The organism is Luteitalea sp. (assembly GCA_009377605.1).
Taxonomy (GTDB): Bacteria; Acidobacteriota; Vicinamibacteria; order Vicinamibacterales; family Vicinamibacteraceae; genus WHTT01.
In genome coordinates this window covers 25,470-41,140 of the sequence record WHTT01000042.1, presented here as the reverse complement: position 1 = coordinate 41,140, position 15,671 = coordinate 25,470, and the positions used below count along the sequence as shown (strand labels likewise).

Annotated in this window: 11 protein-coding genes and 1 pseudogene; 2 read left to right on the top strand and 10 right to left on the bottom strand. The window is 63.3% G+C overall.

Going from position 1 to position 15,671, the window contains the following annotated elements; translation table 11 throughout:
- Positions 1–120: 120 nt before the first annotated feature.
- The 5 genes and pseudogenes from GEV06_15265 to GEV06_15245 all read right to left on the bottom strand — a co-directional run bounded on the left by GEV06_15265 (position 121) and on the right by GEV06_15245 (position 8,503).
- Positions 121–3,567 carry a hypothetical protein gene (locus GEV06_15265; protein ID MPZ19252.1) on the bottom strand — a complete coding sequence of 1,149 codons (3,447 nt, stop codon included), beginning with the start codon at positions 3,565–3,567 and terminating at the stop codon, positions 121–123.
- Between the two features lie 389 nt (positions 3,568–3,956).
- Positions 3,957–4,985 (bottom strand): tetratricopeptide repeat protein, encoded by a 1,029-nt coding sequence (locus GEV06_15260; protein MPZ19251.1) that lies wholly within the window; start codon positions 4,983–4,985, stop codon positions 3,957–3,959.
- A gap of 8 nt (positions 4,986–4,993) precedes the next feature.
- A complete protein-coding gene (locus tag GEV06_15255; protein ID MPZ19250.1) occupies positions 4,994–6,733 on the bottom strand; it encodes a CRTAC1 family protein in 1,740 nt (579 codons plus the stop codon).
- Positions 6,734–6,746: 13 nt separating this feature from the next.
- Positions 6,747–6,836: pseudogene (locus GEV06_15250) on the bottom strand (metal-dependent hydrolase).
- A gap of 41 nt (positions 6,837–6,877) precedes the next feature.
- Positions 6,878–8,503, bottom strand: coding sequence for a tetratricopeptide repeat protein (locus tag GEV06_15245; protein ID MPZ19249.1), 1,626 nt, complete (start codon positions 8,501–8,503; stop codon positions 6,878–6,880).
- Between GEV06_15245 and GEV06_15240 the strand changes: the two genes are divergently transcribed.
- Both GEV06_15240 and GEV06_15235 read left to right on the top strand, forming a co-directional pair.
- Positions 8,464–9,822 (top strand): cystathionine beta-synthase, encoded by a 1,359-nt coding sequence (locus GEV06_15240; protein MPZ19248.1) that lies wholly within the window; start codon positions 8,464–8,466, stop codon positions 9,820–9,822. The genes GEV06_15245 and GEV06_15240 overlap by 40 nt on opposite strands.
- An 80-nt stretch (positions 9,823–9,902) precedes the next feature.
- Positions 9,903–11,195, top strand: coding sequence for a sorbosone dehydrogenase (locus GEV06_15235; GenBank protein MPZ19247.1), 1,293 nt, complete (start codon positions 9,903–9,905; stop codon positions 11,193–11,195).
- Between the two features lie 50 nt (positions 11,196–11,245).
- Here the strand turns inward: GEV06_15235 and GEV06_15230 are convergent, their stop codons facing one another.
- The 5 genes from GEV06_15230 to GEV06_15210 all read right to left on the bottom strand — a co-directional run bounded on the left by GEV06_15230 (position 11,246) and on the right by GEV06_15210 (position 15,554).
- On the bottom strand, positions 11,246–11,800 hold the full coding sequence (locus GEV06_15230) for a dCTP deaminase (protein ID MPZ19246.1): 555 nt from the start codon (positions 11,798–11,800) through the stop codon (positions 11,246–11,248).
- Between the two features lie 12 nt (positions 11,801–11,812).
- Positions 11,813–12,007, bottom strand: a complete 195-nt coding sequence (locus GEV06_15225) for a DUF2905 family protein (protein MPZ19245.1) — start codon at positions 12,005–12,007, stop codon at positions 11,813–11,815.
- A complete protein-coding gene (locus GEV06_15220; protein ID MPZ19244.1) occupies positions 12,008–12,427 on the bottom strand; it encodes a nucleoside-diphosphate kinase in 420 nt (139 codons plus the stop codon).
- Between the two features lie 181 nt (positions 12,428–12,608).
- The gene (locus GEV06_15215; GenBank protein ID MPZ19243.1) at positions 12,609–13,655 is read right to left on the bottom strand and encodes a 2-oxoacid:ferredoxin oxidoreductase subunit beta; all 1,047 of its coding nucleotides are present in this window, start codon (positions 13,653–13,655) and stop codon (positions 12,609–12,611) included.
- Between the two features lie 6 nt (positions 13,656–13,661).
- Entirely contained in the window at positions 13,662–15,554 is a 1,893-nt protein-coding gene (locus GEV06_15210) for a 2-oxoacid:acceptor oxidoreductase subunit alpha (protein MPZ19242.1), read from the bottom strand.
- Positions 15,555–15,671: the final 117 nt, after the last annotated feature.

The following is a 15,671-nucleotide window of genomic DNA, read 5'->3' as shown; positions in this document are numbered from 1 at the left end:
TCGGGGCAAAGAATGGGTCAATAGTACAAAAACGCTAGGCGCCGAGAAAAGGAACCGGGTACCTTTTCCGGCTGCATTCGTTCCCGGAAAAGTTACCCGGTTCCTTTTTCTCGGCGTGCATCAGAACGTATAGCGCACGGCAAACTGGAGCCTTCGCATAGGTGCCGTGCCCTCGAAGGCGGTTCCCGTGATGCGGCCCGCGTTCTCGTTCAGGTCGCCGGCCACCCCAATCGTCGTATCCGGAAGCCCCAAGTTGACATGGTTGAAGAGGTTGAGCGCTTCGATGCGTATCTGTAAGTCGCCCGTCGCGCCCACGCGAAAGTGCTTGAAGAGCGACGCGTCGGTCTGCCAGAACGTCGATCCACGCAGCGCGTTCCGCTCCAGGTTGCCGAAGCTGCCGCGGGCTGGGCGGCCAAAGGCGCTGCCCGCCTCGCCGATCGGCGTGACGTTGAACCACTGGTCTCTGGTCTTGGGTCCCTCGGGATCGCCGATGAGATCCGGACGATTCGGTCCCACGTCGCGATCGTCCGCCGCTCCTCGGTAATTCACGTTGAAGGGCAAGCCGCTCATCCAGGTGTGGTTGGCATTGACTTGCCACCCGCCGACGATGTACTCCAGCGCTGGAGCGATATCTGACAAGAACAGCCGATCGCGGCCAATGGGAAGCTCCGTAACGAGCGAGGCGACAATCGTATGGGTCCGATCCCAGTCCTGCACCCCTTTCTCGAGGTCGGAGTCCCAGAAGAAGCCGCCGCCGCCCTGCCCGACCGCCTTTTGAAGCGTGTAGGAGATTCGATAGCTGTACCCGTTCGAGAACCGTTTCTCGAGCTTTGTTTGCAACGCATCGTACCAGTTGTTCGCACAATTGCAGAAGTACCCGATGTCCTGCGTCCACCCGAAGCTGCCGCCGTAGTTCCCGACGGCGGTACGGCGGCCTTCGAAGAACGGACGACGCTCGTCACGCGAGAGGCTCTCTGCAAAACCGTCGATTGTTGGTTCGTTGACGTTGGTCTCGGGTCCGTCACCAGCGAACACGTTCTCACCACGATTGCCTACGTAGCCTACTTCGATCGAGAGATCATCTTGGAGCTGCCGCTGGACGAAGACGTTGAAGGCGTCGATGGCCAGCGGTCGCTGCTTGTCGGGCAGTGCGCGCGCGCTGACGCCTACCGGCAAGGGGAACCGCCCGTCGGAGGGCACGTCCGGGAACGGGGGCGGAGCTGGCCCTTGCGAGAGCGAGAACACCGAGTCGAAATCCGACGGGGGGTTCATGCTCTGCACCGCGAGCACCGGCAGGTTCTGCGTCACGCTGTGGCCGAAGAGCGAGCCGAAGACGCCCAGGTCGTACGCGCGACCGTATCCGGCGCGAATCACCGTCTTCTCGTCGAGCTGGTAGGCTGCGCTCAAGCGCGGCGCCCAGTTGAACGAATTCTCGACGTCGCCGTTGAGGCCGATGTCGCCGACCCCCACCACTTTCATCTCGCCGGTATCGAGGTCGAGAAATCCTGCATTCCCGGCGCCGTTGATGGTCTGCGGATTGATGACGTCGAGGCGCAAGCCGTAGTTGAGCGTCAGCTTCGGCGTGGGACGCCACGTGTCCTGCGCGTAATAGAAGTGGCGCCATTGCCGTTCCTTCGCATCGGTCACAGTGCTGGCGTAGCGGCTGAATCTGCTCACGTCGCCGAGCAGGAACGAGGCGATCGGCAACCCGCCGACGCCACCCGGGCCAGCGGTGCGTGATTGCAGGAAGGTCAGCTCGCCAGAGCGATGGTTATCGCTCGGCACGCGCAAGTTGTAGGCCCGTCGGACGTCGATGCCGAGCTTGACGGTATGGTCGCGCCACAGCTTCGTCAGGTTGCCGACGATCTGCCATTGCTGCTCATCTTGCTCCAGCGGGCAGTTACAGCGGTTCACACCGAGGCCCGATCCGAGCTCGAAGAACCGGTCCTCGTCCTCCTCACCGATGAACATGGCCGGCAAGCCGGAGGTGAAGTCGGTGTCGAGGTTCAGGCCCGGGATGCCGGCGTCGGCGGCCGGCGTCGTGCCGTAGTCGAACGGCAGGACGTCGACCCGATAGCGAAACCATCCGAAGCGGAAGTCTGCCAACAGTGTCGAGCTGAAGGCCTTGTCAACCCCATACGCGAGGCTCTGGTTACGAACGTCTGATACACCGCCGAGCTCGATGGCATCGCCACCCGCCTCGGCGAAGGCCGGCTGGCCATCGCGCGCGAAGTCCTGAACGCTGTAGCGTCCGAATGTGTTGAGGCTCTCGCTCAGCCGCCCGTCGAGGCGCAGGTTGAACGAGTTCTCATCGAACGTATCGGTGACCGACGCCACGTAGTTGTCGCGCGTGCCATTTTGCGTCCCTGGCGCATTGGGCATCGGCACGAGCTCGAGGACCGCCTGCGCCTGAGGCGACAATCGCGACGCTGGAACCCGGTTACCGGGGAACGGCTGGCGGCCTCCTGGACTGCCCGCAGCGCCGGTCGCAGGATCGTAGATGGTCGCACTATACGCGCTCAGATCACCGCGACGCGCCTCCTCGGTCGGCACGGTCAGCAGCAGCGAGCCGCCCTGTTCGGTTCGCGTCCCCTGATAGTCGCCGAAGAGGAACCACTGATTCCGCCGTAGGGGGCCACCCAACGATCCGCCGAACTGGTTCCGCTTGCTTGGCGGGATGAAGCGCCCCGTCACCGGATCCGGCTGGAACTGGGTGAACGGGTTGCGCGCCTGAAACCTGTCGCCTTGATAGAACTCGAAGGCGCTCCCGTGCAGCTCGTTCGTCCCGGACTTGGTACGCACGCTCACCACTCCGGCCAGGGCCTGGCCAAACTCCGCTTCGTAGTTCTGCGATGTGATCTTCATCTCCGCGACGCCCTCGAGCGTGGCGTTGATGACGGCGATACCGAGGATCGGGTCGCGATTGTCGGTGCCGTCGAGCTGGAAGCCCGTTTGGCTGAAGTGCTGTCCGTTCACCTGAATCTGCGTCGACCCTTGCGGATTCTCACTCGCGGCGTGCTGCCATTGCAGCTGCTGGGTTCCCGGTGTCAGGAGCAGGAACTTCGTGGCGTTGCGATCCAACACGGGCAGGTCGGTCACCTGCCGCGTATCGAAGGTCGTCGCGACATCGGCACGGTCGGTCTTGAGCAGCGGCGCGCCGCCCGTGACCGTCACCTCCTCCGCCATCCCGCCAACCTCCAACGTGAAGTTCACGGGTGTCTGCGTGTCGACGCTCACCGTGACCTGTGGGACGATCGTCAGCTTGAAGCCTTGCAGCTCCGCTTTGATCTCGTAGACCCCAGGCACGAGACGATCCTTCACGTAGAAGCCGGACGCGTTGCTCACCACGGCGTCGGTGGTCTGACGCTCGACACTCGTGATCGTGACGGTGACGCCGGGGAGAATACCGCCGCTCTCATCCGTGACCCTCCCACTGATGCTGCCGTACACGGCTTGGGCGGCAGCGCTCGCTGTCAGGCCTAGGGCAATGCCAAGGCAGGCAAGCCACGTCAAGAAGTGGCGACGGAGGGCCAGCCAACAGATAGAGCACCTGGACACGCTGGACATAAGTACCCCCGAAGCAGGCCGCGGTTCGACGCCGGCGGTGGCGAGCGCTCATGATCTCGGCGCGGCCGCCGCATCGGACAGCTGCCGCGCGCGCACGCCTCCGCTTCTCGAAGGGCGGCGGGTGAGGTGAAACGTTTAATGCCTAATGCTACGGAGGTCACGCGCAGGAGTCAATACGAGGGGCGAGGGGCGAAGGGTGACTAGGTGACAAGGTGAACGGGTGGCTCGCAGCATATCAAGCCCACATCAAGCGACGGAAAAGCGTAGACCGATTTGAAAAGCGTCGCCCCGCTTCCACGCCAGTGCATCGAACTACCCCTCACCTTGTCACCCCCTCACCTTGTCACCCCCTCACCTTGTCACCCCCTCACCTTGTCACCTTCTCCCGCCTACCGGCGCTGCGGGAGCTTCTGCATGATCGCCAGCTCGCGCTTGGCTTCGTCCGTTCGCCCCAACTGCTGCAACACGCGCGCGAGCATGTAGCGGGCCTGGCGGTTGTTTGGATCGTATTGGACGGCACGGCGCAACATCCCCTCCGCGGCGGCTGGCTGTTCCATGCGCATGTACGCGCGGCCCAGCAGGATGAACGGCGCGCTGTAGTAGGGATTGATCCAGATGGAGCGTTGCAGCGCGGCGATGGCCGGCTCCCATTTCTGGAGATGCACGTACGCGTCGCCGAGCTGCGAGAACGCCATGGCATCGGAGGGGTTCACCTCGAGCTCCTTCTCCGTCCAACGAACGGCCTCGTCGTACCGCCCGGCGAACAACGCGAGCTGGCCCAGGAGGAAGTGTGCGCGCGGGAGCTTCGGATCCTTCATGACGGCCTGCTCGAGCGCGGCTTCTGCCGACTTGTTGTGCTCGTGGCGGATCATGAGCTGTGCCGTCAAGAGCGAGGCTGCCGCGGAATCCGACGGCACGCCAAAGAGACGTGCGAGCACGGCACGCACCTGATCCGGTTGCTGGGTCTGGAGGTAGGCAACGGCCAGGACCTGAGAGAGCTCGAGGCTGTCACCGCCGGCCGCACGCGCGCGCTCCAGCCAAGGGACCGCGTCCGCAGAGCGTCCCTGCAAGTGCAAGGACAGGCCCAAGACCTTCTCGACCTCCCGGCGTTCCGCCGATCGCTCCGGGAGCTTCGGATGAATGGCCAGGAGCTGTTGCACCGCCTTGTCGTATTCGTCGGCGTGGTAGTACGCCACGCCGACGAGCGCATCGACTCGCACGTCCTCCGGCGCGCCAGCCGCCTGAAGGTGCGCCAGCGCGTCGCGCGGCTTGCCAGCGTCAATCAAGACACGAGCATCAGCCAGCAAAGCATCGATCGGTGATTCTGTGGCTCGAGACTGCACGGCCGCCGCTGACGATGCGGTCAGAATAACCGCGATGATGGTCCCCACCGCGACGCGACGTGAAGGTGTCGACATGGTGGAGGTCACGCGCCGGGGCTTCCGGAACCCTGCTTGATCTCGAGAATCTGGTTGGTCGGCAGCTTCGTCCAGACCTCGTCACGACCGTCCGGCCAGCGGACCTCGAGCCGCTCGATTGTCGCGGCGCTCCCGAGACCGAAGTGCACGCGAAAGTCGTTCTGGGCGTAGTAGCTGCCGCCGCCACGAACTTCGTCGACCTGCGTCGTGCCAGCCGCCGTGATGCGAACGCGTGCGCCGATAGCGTGTCGATTTCCCCTTCCGCCCACCAAATCGACGAGCACCCATCGGTGACCCGGTGTATCACCCGTCGAGGAGCTCCGGTTCGTCTGCCGGTCCAGCCGGAACAGATCGGGCCGGTCGTGTACGTTGTTGACGACAACGTCGATGTCGCCGTCGTTGTCCAGATCGCCAAACGCCGCCCCTCTGCCCGCTCTTGGCGCCGTGACTGGCTCGCCCAATCGATCGGTAATGTCCTCGAAGCGGCCGTTCGCGAGATTGCGGTAGACGATCTTGCGCTGCTCGTAGTGCGCTTCGGCTTCGAGTTGGGCCACCTCCGGATAGACGTGCCCGTTGACGAGAAAGAGGTCTTTCCAGCCGTCGTGGTCGAGGTCGAGAAAGGCGACACCCCACCCCAGGTAACGGGTGTTCACGCCGATCCCTGCGCTGTAAGTCCGATCCTCGCAGAATTCGCCATCCAGGTTGATATAGAGTGTCGAGGTGTCGCCGGCAAAATTCGTCTTGAAGATGTCGAACGTCCCGTTGTGGTCGAAGTCGGCAATCGCAATACCCATCCCTGCCTGGGGCTTGCCATCCTGACTGTATGCGCAGCCGGCCTTGACGCCTTCGTCACTGAACGTGCCGTCGCGCTGGTTGATGTACAAAGCGCTTGGACTCGAGTCGTTTGCCACGTACACGTCGGTCCAGCCATCGTCGTTGAAATCGAGCGTGCTCACGCCCAGCCCGTATGTCCCGTTCGCGCGCGCGATGCCCGAGGGAGCAGAGACATCCTCGAAGGTGCCGTCGCCGTTGTTGCGGTACAGAGCGTTCTTGCCGCCCTCGAGCCCTGGCGGGCCGCAGGCAACGGCAATGCCTTTGTAACGGCACAGGCCGGATGACGGCGTTGGGGTCGACTCCAGCTCCATCGCGATGTAGTTGGCGGCAAACAGATCGAGATCGCCGTCGCGATCGTAGTCGAGGAATGCACAGCCGGCTCCCCAACGACGCGGCGTCTTCAGCCCCGCACGCTCGGTGACCTCCTCGAACGTGCCGTCGCCGCGGTTGCGAAACAGCCGATTCTGGCCCCAATAGGTGACGTAGAGATCGTCCCAATCATCCTTGTCGTAGTCGCCAACGCAGGCCCCCTGCCCCCAACCGCTCTGCTGCAGGCCGGCGCGCTCCGTGACATCGTCGAACGTGCCGTCGCGCTTGTTGCGGTAGAGGTGCGCGGTCGGCTCCTCTCCCTTCGGGAACCCGGCAAGCGTGGTGCCGTTGACGAGAAAGACGTCGAGCCAGCCATCCTTGTCGTAATCGGTGAGCGCGACACCAGATCCTGTGGTCTCGAGAAGATACGTGTTCGTCTCGCGGCCTCCGTAGACCGTCAGCTGATCCAGGCCGGCTTCACGAGCCGTGTTCGTGAAGCGGAAGGGCAAGGCGGAAGACGCCGCACGACTCGCAATCGGATGCGGCGTGCCCAGGAGCCACGCTGCCATCGATGCAGCTACCACAGTCAGCCATCGCGCACCCATGTAGCGACACCTTCTACCAGCCCATCCGCCTTCTCAATGCGCTCACGTGTGCCGTATGGTGGCGGCCGTGCCAAGCGTACCTGGCCAGCGCTTCATTGAGCGTGATGAAAGCTTACCCCGTCACCCCTTCACTTTGTCACCCCCTCACCTTGTCACCCGCCCATCCCCCGGCGGCTTCAGATATGGCGCCAAGCGCCGAGCTTCCTCGAAGTGCTTGCGAGCTTCGTCGTCTCGACCGCGCAGGCGGAGCACGAGCGCGAGCTGATAGTGCGCTTGTGGATTGGCCGGCGCCAGGCGAATGGCTTCGCGGAACTGCGTGATGGCTCCCGCGATGTCGCGTTGTTTGAGCTTCTCGCGGCCGACGCCCACCGCGAAGGTCGACGCCTGCGCATCCGTCTTGCGCTCGTTCAGCCGCTTCGCCTCCGCAAAGGCGTTCGCCGCCCCTGTCGCGTCGCGCTGTTGCTGCAGTGCCTGGCCAAGGCTGAGATACGTTTCTGCTGACGTCGGTCTCAGCTGTGCCGCTCGACGAAAGGCGGCAATGGCGTCCTCCAAGCGGCCAAGCTGCCTCAGGACCGTGCCGCGCATGTAGTGCGCATCCGCCATCTGGGGATCAACCGCGAGCGCCTGGTCGAACTCGCGCACGGCTTCCTCGAGCCGGCCCGTTTGCCAGAGAACGACGCCAAGCGTATAGGGTGCTTCCGGCAACGTCGGGTCGAGTGCCTTCGCCCGGCTGAGGGCGCGCTCGGCGTCGTCGAACTCGTCCCGCTGCTTGAGCGCCATGCCAAGGTTGTAGAAGGCTTCGGCATTCTGCGGGTCCTGTTCGACCAGCTCTTGAAAGGTGGCAATGGCGCCGCGCAGATTGCCGCGCTGGAGCTGCGAGTAGCCCAGGTTCAGACGCGCGACCGAATCGGTGGCATCCTGTTGGACCAACCGTGTGAGACGCGCCTCCGCTTCTCGCCATTCGCCCTTTTGGACCAGCGTCAAGGCGAGCGCATGCTGCGCGTCCCGATTGTCGGCATCGAGCGCCGCCGCGCGCTCGATTGCGGCGACCGCGCCGTCCATGTCTCCCACCTCTCTGCGAGCCAGTCCGAGCTGCAGGTGCACGAGCGGAAGGCCAGGACCGAGTGTGGCAGCAGCCTCCAGCGCTTCGAGCGCTGCTTGCAGCTCGCCGGTCTCTTTGAGCGTCACGCCAAAGTAGTAACGCGCCTCCGGATGCTTTGGATCGAGCGCCACGGCAGAGCGCAGCGCGGGCAGCGCCCCGCGGAAGTCCTTCGTCCACCATTTCGTCGCTCCCAGATGATACTGAGCGTCGAACAGATTCGGGTCGAGCGCGGCTGCTTTCTCGAAGTGCGAGATGGCGTCGGCCGTCCGTCCCAGACGCCCCTGCACGAAGCCCAACCGATCCCACGCCAACGCCTCGTCTGGCGCCGCCTTCACGACGCGTCGATACTGCTCGACTGCTTCGGGCAGCCTGTTCTCGTGCTCGGCAACGACACCGAGGAGATAGTTGACGCGCACGTCATCCGGACGCTCGGCGGCCAGGCGCTCGAGAGAGTCCCGTGCACCCGGCAGATCGCCTGCCGATATTTGCTGCTCGGCGCGATGAAGCCCGGCGTCAGAGCCGCGCGTGGCTTGTGCCCACGCGGGCGTGATGACGACGAGGGCGAGGAGGATGCTGGCAAGGCTCCACACGACATTCGGTCCATCTGGGGATCGGCTAGGATTATCCCATGAGGTTCGACAGTATCCTCGAGGCCATCGGCAAGACACCGCTGGTGCGGCTGGCCCGCCTTGGCGCCCATCTCAGGTGTACGCTCTGGGGCAAGTGCGAGTTCCTCAACCCCGGAGGCTCCCTCAAGGATCGCATCGGGTGGTCGATGGTTGAAGCAGCCGAGCGCGAGGGCCGTATCAAGCCCGGCGATACGTTGATCGAGCCCACCAGCGGCAACACGGGCATCGGCATTGCGCTCGCTGCGGCCGTCCGCGGCTATCGGATCGTCATCACGATGCCCGAAAAGATGAGCCGCGAAAAGCAGGTCGTGCTGGAGGCGCTGGGCGCCGAGATCATCCGCACGCCCACGGAGGCCGCCTCGGACTCACCCGAAAGCCATATCAACGTGGCGCGGCGCTTGCAATCGCAGCTTCCCAACGCGCACATCCTGGACCAGTACTCCAACCCCAACAATCCGCGTGTGCATTATGACGCGACGGCCCAGGAGATTCTGGACGACCTCGACGGCCAAGTCGACATGGTCGTGATCGGCGCGGGCACGGGAGGCACGATTACCGGCGTCGCCCGGCGCATCAAGGAGGTCTGCCCGAGCTGCCGAATCGTCGGCGCCGATCCGGTCGGCTCGATCTTGGGAGGCAGCACGGACGTCGGCCCCTACAAGGTCGAGGGCATCGGCTACGACTTTATTCCCGATGTGCTCGATCGCAGTGTGGTCGACGAGTGGGTAAAGACCACCGATGGACCGTCGTTCCTGCTGGCGCGCCGGCTGATTCGTGACGAGGGACTGTTGGTCGGCGGATCGAGCGGATCGGCGCTCTACGCGGCTCTGCAGCGCGCGCCAGAGTTGGGCCCCGGTGAGAACTGCGTCGTGATCCTTCCCGACGGCGTGCGCAACTACCTCACGAAGTTCCTGGACGACAAGTGGATGCGCGACAACGGGTTCTTCCAAACCCCGTCGATCGACGCGATGGTTGGCGACATCGAGCGTCTGGAATCGCCTCGACGACATCTGGTGGCGGCAGAAGACACCGAGACGGTTGGTGCCGTCATCGAGACGATGCGCGAGCAGGGCATCTCGCAACTACCCGTCTCGTCGGGTGGCGTGCTCGTTGGGATCGTCTCTGAAGCAGAGCTCATGACCTTCCTGAGCTCGGGCGCGGGAGGGCCGCAGTCAGTAGTGGCCAAGTGCATGAACCGCAACGTGCCCATCGTCAGCCTGCAGACGCCGCTCTCGGCGCTCGAGGAACGCCTACAGAAATACAATGCGGTCGTAGTCGTAGATGAAGAACGGAAGCCGATCAGCATCCTGACCCGGATCGATCTGCTCCATTTCCTAGTGCAGGCGTCCACGGCTTAGAGGTGTATGAGGAGAATGGCATGATAAAGGCTCGTATCAGCTCGACTAGGGCGCTTCTACGCGGTGGCGCCGTCTTCGTGATGGCAGCCGTGCTGGGCGGAGGTGGCGGCATGGCCGCGACCGAGGAGGCGCAGGCGGACGCGCAGGAGACTCCCTCAACGACATTGCCCAAATGCGACCCCGACAATGGCGGGCTGAAGCTGCCGGATGGGTTCTGTGCCCTCGTCGTCGCGGACGACCTCGGTCGCACACGCTATCTCGCCGTCAGCCCGACCGGCGACGTCTACGCCCGCCTACGGTCGGAGGACGACGACGACGACGCCAAGGGGGGTGTCGTTGCGTTGCGCGACACCGATGGCGATGGCCGCCCAGACGAGCAGCAGTGGTTCGGGAAGGACTTCGGGACTGGCATCCGCATCCACGACGAGTACCTCTACGTGTCTACAGATGACGCCGTAATGCGCTACGAGCTGCCCAAGGGACAGCTCACGCCTACCGGCGATCCCGAAACGATCGTGTCAGGCCTGGTGAACCGCAAACAGCACGCGGCGAAGTCCTTTACGTTCGACGAGAGCGGAAACATGTACGTCGATATCGGTGCTCCCTCGAACTCGTGCCAATCCAAGGACCGGGCGACGGGCGTGCCCGGCGATCGTCCGTGCAAGCTCCTCGAGGAGGCGGGTGGCGTCTGGCGCTTCAGCGCAGACCGCCAGGGTCAGACACAGGAAAGTGGGCACCGGTACTCGACCGGCCTTCGCAATGCGCTCGCGCTGGCGTGGAATCCAGAGGCCAAAGCTGTGTATGCCGTACCCCACGGGCGCGACTCGCTCGACATGCTCTGGCCGGATCTCTTCACGGCCGAACAAAATGCGCAGCGTACCGCTGAGGAGTTCCACCGCCTGGAAGACGGCGGCGATTTCGGCTGGCCGTACTGCTTCTACGACGTCCTGGACAATCGTCGCGTGCGTGCGCCCGAGTACGGCGGTGATGGGAAGACCGTGGGTGACTGCGACAAGTACCCAGAGCCGCTCGTCGCCTTTCCCGCACACTGGGGCCCCAACGATCTTCTCTTCTATACGAGCGATCAGTTTCCCGAGCAGTATCGCAACGGCGCGTTCGTCGCGTTCCACGGCTCGTGGAACCGTGCGCCGCTCGCGCAAGCCGGATATCTCGTGGCCTTCGTGCCGATGAAGGACGGCAAGCCGACGGGCGAGTTCGAGGTGTTCGCCGACGGCTTCATCGGCAAGGAAGAGATCAAGAGCCCCGGCGACGCCGCATATCGCCCGACTGGCATCGCCGTCGGGCCGGATGGGTCACTCTATATCGCGGACGACGTGAAAGGCCGCATCTGGCGCGTCGTTTACGAGGGCTGAAAAAAGGAACCGGGTACCTTTTCTGGAGCGAAAAGGCACCCGGTTCCTTTTCAGATTCGTGGCAGGGTGACTTCGCGCTGCTTCAGATACTTGCCCGCCTTGTCCCCATACGACACTTCACACGGCTCGTCGCTCTGAAAGAAGAGCACCTGGGCGATGCCTTCGTTCGCGTAGATCTTGGCCGGAAGCGGTGTCGTATTCGAGATCTCGAGCGTTGCCGTGCCCTCCCATTCGGGCTCGAAGGGGGTGACGTTGACGATGATTCCGCAGCGGGCGTAGGTGGACTTGCCGAGGCAGACGGTGATGACGTCACGTGGAATTCGAAAGTACTCGACCGTGCGCGCGAGGGCAAAGGAGTTTGGCGGAATGATACACACATCCGCCTTGAGATCGACGAATGACCGTGGGTCGAAGCGCTTGGGATCGATGAGCGTGGTGTTGATGTTCGTGAAGACCTTCCATTCGTCGGCCACACGAATGTCGTAGCCGTAAGAAGACAATCCGAACGAGATGACACCCGACCGTACCTGGCGCGGCTCGAAGGGTTCGATCATGCCCTGCTCGAGGGCCATTCGCTTGATCCAGCGATCCGATTTGACAGTCATCGATCCATCCTTTCAGCGTCGGACGAAGCTCAACACCACCGTGAGGACGACGCTCAGGAGCACACACGTCGTAATTGGAATGTAAAAGGTCGCACTGCCCCGCCGGATGACGATGTCACCCGGCAGCCGGCCGAGCGGCAGGCCGGCCATCACCAACACGCCTACCAAGGCAATGGCCAGGCCGACCAGCACGAAGGCCTTGCCCATCTACCGGTTGACCAGCTCCATGCCACGGAAGAAATAGGCGAGCTCGAAGGCGGCGGTCTCGGGAGCATCCGACCCGTGCGTCGCGTTGCGCTCGATCGAATCGCCAAACATCTGACGCAGGGTGCCCTCGGCAGCCTTGGCGGGATCGGTGGCGCCCATCACGTCCCGCCACTTGCGGATGGCGTCGGGCGCCTCGATTGCAAGCAGCACTGACCGCCCAGAAGACATGAAGTCGGTGAGCGCGCCGAAGAACGGCTTGTCCGCGTGAACGGCATAGAACCCTTCGGCCTCGTGCTTGCTCAGTCGGGTCATACGCACTGCACACACGACAAAACCTTCTTCTTCGATGCGTGTAAGGATCTTCCCGATGACGCCTTTCTCGACGGCATCGGGCTTGATGATCGCTAGGGTTCGTTGCATAGGGAAAGGGTCAGCCAGGATCTAGGGATCTAGGGTGAAAGGTCAACGGCAGGAGGCCGTCGGTTGCAGATTCTCACTCGTTCAAGACCGGTTTCAAGGAGCGGAGCCTGCCGTTCACTCGCTCCCTTGACCCCTTGATCCCTTGATCCCTTGATCCCTTGATCCCTTGTTAGCCTCGCCCCTACGTTAGCGCCTCCATAATCTCGTCAAGCGCTGCTTTCGGTGGCCGGAGCTTCTCCAGGGGCAGGGTGGCCAACGGCTCGTCGACGATGTTCAGCATCGCGATGAAGTCGGGCTTGTTCGCTTCGATGTAGAGCAGGCCGGTCGCAAACTCCCCGCGCGCGCCAGTCTCGTGCAATACCCGCAGCGCCTCAAACTTGTTCGTCGGATCGTACTTACCATCGAGCTTGTGCAGCAGCAACCGCGACCCGTCGTGCAGTGTCACCTCGGTCGTTGTACCCGCCTCGTACTCGACGCTGATGTCTTCGAAGAATGGCACGAAGTTGAGGCTACCGAGCGGTTCGTCGTGATCTTTCACGTACGCGTAGCTCTTGGTCGAGCCCTCGTGATCGTTGAAGGTCACACAGGGTGACAACACATCGATCATGGAGGTGCCGCGGTGAGCGACGGCTGCCTTGAGAATCGCCAGCAACTGTTTCTTGTCGCCCGAAAAAGAACGGGCGACAAACGTTGCGCCGAGCTCGATTGCCAACGCGCAGGTATCGATGGGCGGCAGGTCGTTGACCACGCCGTTCTTCAATCTCGAGCCGACGTCGGCGGTCGGCGAGAATTGGCCTTTCGTCAAACCGTAGCAGCCATTGTCCTCGATGATATAAATCAACGGAAGGTTACGACGCATCAGGTGCACGAACTGGCCAATGCCGATCGCGCCCGTATCGCCGTCTCCGCTCACGCCGATACCCAGAAGCTCCCGATTGGCGAGCAAGGCCCCTGTGGCGACCGACGGCATACGCCCATGGACGGCGTTGAAACCGTGCGACGAGCCGAGAAAATACGCCGGGCTCTTGCTCGAGCAGCCGATGCCCGACAGCTTGGCCACGCGCCGCGGGTCCACACCCATCTCGTAGAACGCGTCGATGATGCGCTCCGAGATCGCGTTGTGCCCACATCCGGCGCACAGCGTGGTCTTGCTGCCGCGGTACACCTGCGGCTCGAGCCCAATCCGGTTTGTCTTCTTGGGCGGTGTGGGTATTGCCGTGCTACTCATACATCCCTACTCTCCGCCGACCATGCTCACCACGTCTCCGTGCGGGGACTCTGGCGGCGCCTCCGCCTTCAAGCCCTCCTGCACCAGGACGGCGTCCGTGACGGAGCGAGCGTCCACCGGCAAGCCGTTGTAATGCAACACGCTCCGCAGCTTGGCGCTGCGCTCCGCGTCGAGCTCCTGACGCATCAGCCTCTGCATCTGCGCATCGCGGTTCTGTTCCATCACGTACACGCGCTCGTGCCGGTCGATGAACGCGCCAAGCTCAGGCGTGAAAGGAAACGCGCGAAGGCGCAAGTAGGACGTCTGGAGCTCCGCCTCGTTAGCGAGCTGATCCCTGCTCTCCTCCACTGCCACGTGCGACGACCCGTAGGCGATGATTCCAATCGCCGCCCCGTCGCGGATGTCGACGACAGGCGTCGGTATGTGCCGGCGCGCCGTCTCGAACTTGCGTGCCAGCCGGTCCAGGTTGTGCACGTAGTCGTCTGGACGCTCCGTGTATTGCGCCTTCGCGTTGTGTCCGGAGCCGCGCGTGAAGTACCCGGGGCCCCACTGACCGGGCATGGTTCGGTAAGGAATGCCGTCGCCATCGACGTCCCGATAGCGCCCCCACTCGCCCATGCGCGCCAGGGTCTCCTCGGTCAGCAGCTTGCCACGGTCGAGAGGCCGCTCTGGATACGGCAGCGGGCGCGCCATCCAGGTGTTCATGCCGAGATCGAGATCACTCAGCACGAACACCGGCGTCTGAAAGCGCTCGGACAAGTCGAACGCCTCGATGGCCATCGTGTAGCACTCTTCGACCGTTGCCGGGAGGAGCAGGAGATGCTTGGTGTCCCCGTGCGACAGCGTGGCACAAAACGCTACGTCACCCTGTGCCGTGCGCGTCGGCAGTCCCGTGGACGGCCCAACACGCTGGATGTCGAAAATGACCGCTGGAATCTCAGCATAGTACGCCAGCCCGGTAAACTCCGCCATCAGGGAGATCCCTGGACCAGAGGTGGATGTCATCGCCCGGGCGCCCGCCCAACCGGCACCCGCGACCATGCCCAGCGCCGCAATCTCATCTTCGGCCTGGATCGCCGCAAACGTTGCCTTGCCCGTCTCCGGATCCATGCGGTACTTGCGCAGGTAATCAATGAGCGTCTCGCACAGCGACGAGGAGGGCGTAATCGGGTACCAGGCGAGAACCGTCACGCCTGCCATCATGCAACCCAGGGCAGCCGCGGCGTTGCCTTCGATGAGCAGCCTCCCAGCCGTCTCGTTCATCGGCTCGAGCCAGAACGGATCGCGCTTCTCGAGGTGCTCGTCCACGTACTTGAAGCCAAGCTCCAACGCGCCCTGGTTGAGCACCAGCGCCTTGGCCTTGCGCGCAAGCTGTCTGCCCAAGGCACGCTCCATCTGCTGCAGATCGATGTTCAGCAGAGCAGCCAGCACGCCGTCGTAAATCATGTTCCGCACGAGCCGGCGCAGCTTGGCGTCACGCGTCACCTCGCCGACGAGCTTGTCGAACGGCACGGGGTAGAAGATGAGATCGTCGCGAAGCGCGTTCAGCTTCAACGGCTCGTCATAGACGACCGCCCGGCCCGGCTCGAGAGACAGGACGTCTTCGCGCGCCGTCTCCGGGTTCATGGCAACGAGGAAGTCGATCTCTTTCTTCCGTGCGATGTATCCGTGGCGGCTCGCGCGAATCGTGTACCAGGTGGGTAGGCCTGCGATGTTGGACGGAAAGAGGTTCTTGCCTGAAACCGGAATCCCCATCTGAAAGATGGACCGAAGCAAGACGAGGTTTGCCGTCTGACTCCCTGACCCGTTGACGGTCGCAACCTGGATGCTGAAGTCGTTGACAATGCGCTGGTCGGCCGGTACCTCTGACTCCGGCGCAACCTGCAGGTCCGTGGCCATCGATGACACCAACTTCCTCTGTCGACGCTCGTTAGCGCCCAATCTCTGCCAGTATATCACGCGAGATTCTGGCCTATTTAGGGCGGTGTCTCCGAAATCGCTTGGCATTCGGCCGCC

Bases quoted from the DNA above. Each gene is read 5' to 3' on its own strand.
- GEV06_15255 (MPZ19250.1), bottom strand. From the start codon at position 6,733: ATGGGTGCGCGATGGCTGACTGTGGTAGCTGCATCGATGGCAGCGTGG.
- GEV06_15220 (MPZ19244.1), bottom strand. From the start codon at position 12,427: ATGCAACGAACCCTAGCGATCATCAAGCCCGATGCCGTCGAGAAAGGC.
- GEV06_15240 (MPZ19248.1), top strand. From the start codon at position 8,464: ATGAGGTTCGACAGTATCCTCGAGGCCATCGGCAAGACACCGCTGGTG.
- GEV06_15210 (MPZ19242.1), bottom strand. From the start codon at position 15,554: ATGGCCACGGACCTGCAGGTTGCGCCGGAGTCAGAGGTACCGGCCGAC.
- GEV06_15230 (MPZ19246.1), bottom strand. From the start codon at position 11,800: ATGACTGTCAAATCGGATCGCTGGATCAAGCGAATGGCCCTCGAGCAG.
- GEV06_15265 (MPZ19252.1), bottom strand. From the start codon at position 3,567: ATGTCCAGCGTGTCCAGGTGCTCTATCTGTTGGCTGGCCCTCCGTCGC.
- GEV06_15215 (MPZ19243.1), bottom strand. From the start codon at position 13,655: ATGAGTAGCACGGCAATACCCACACCGCCCAAGAAGACAAACCGGATT.
- GEV06_15260 (MPZ19251.1), bottom strand. From the start codon at position 4,985: ATGTCGACACCTTCACGTCGCGTCGCGGTGGGGACCATCATCGCGGTT.
- GEV06_15225 (MPZ19245.1), bottom strand. From the start codon at position 12,007: ATGGGCAAGGCCTTCGTGCTGGTCGGCCTGGCCATTGCCTTGGTAGGC.
- GEV06_15235 (MPZ19247.1), top strand. From the start codon at position 9,903: ATGGCAGCCGTGCTGGGCGGAGGTGGCGGCATGGCCGCGACCGAGGAG.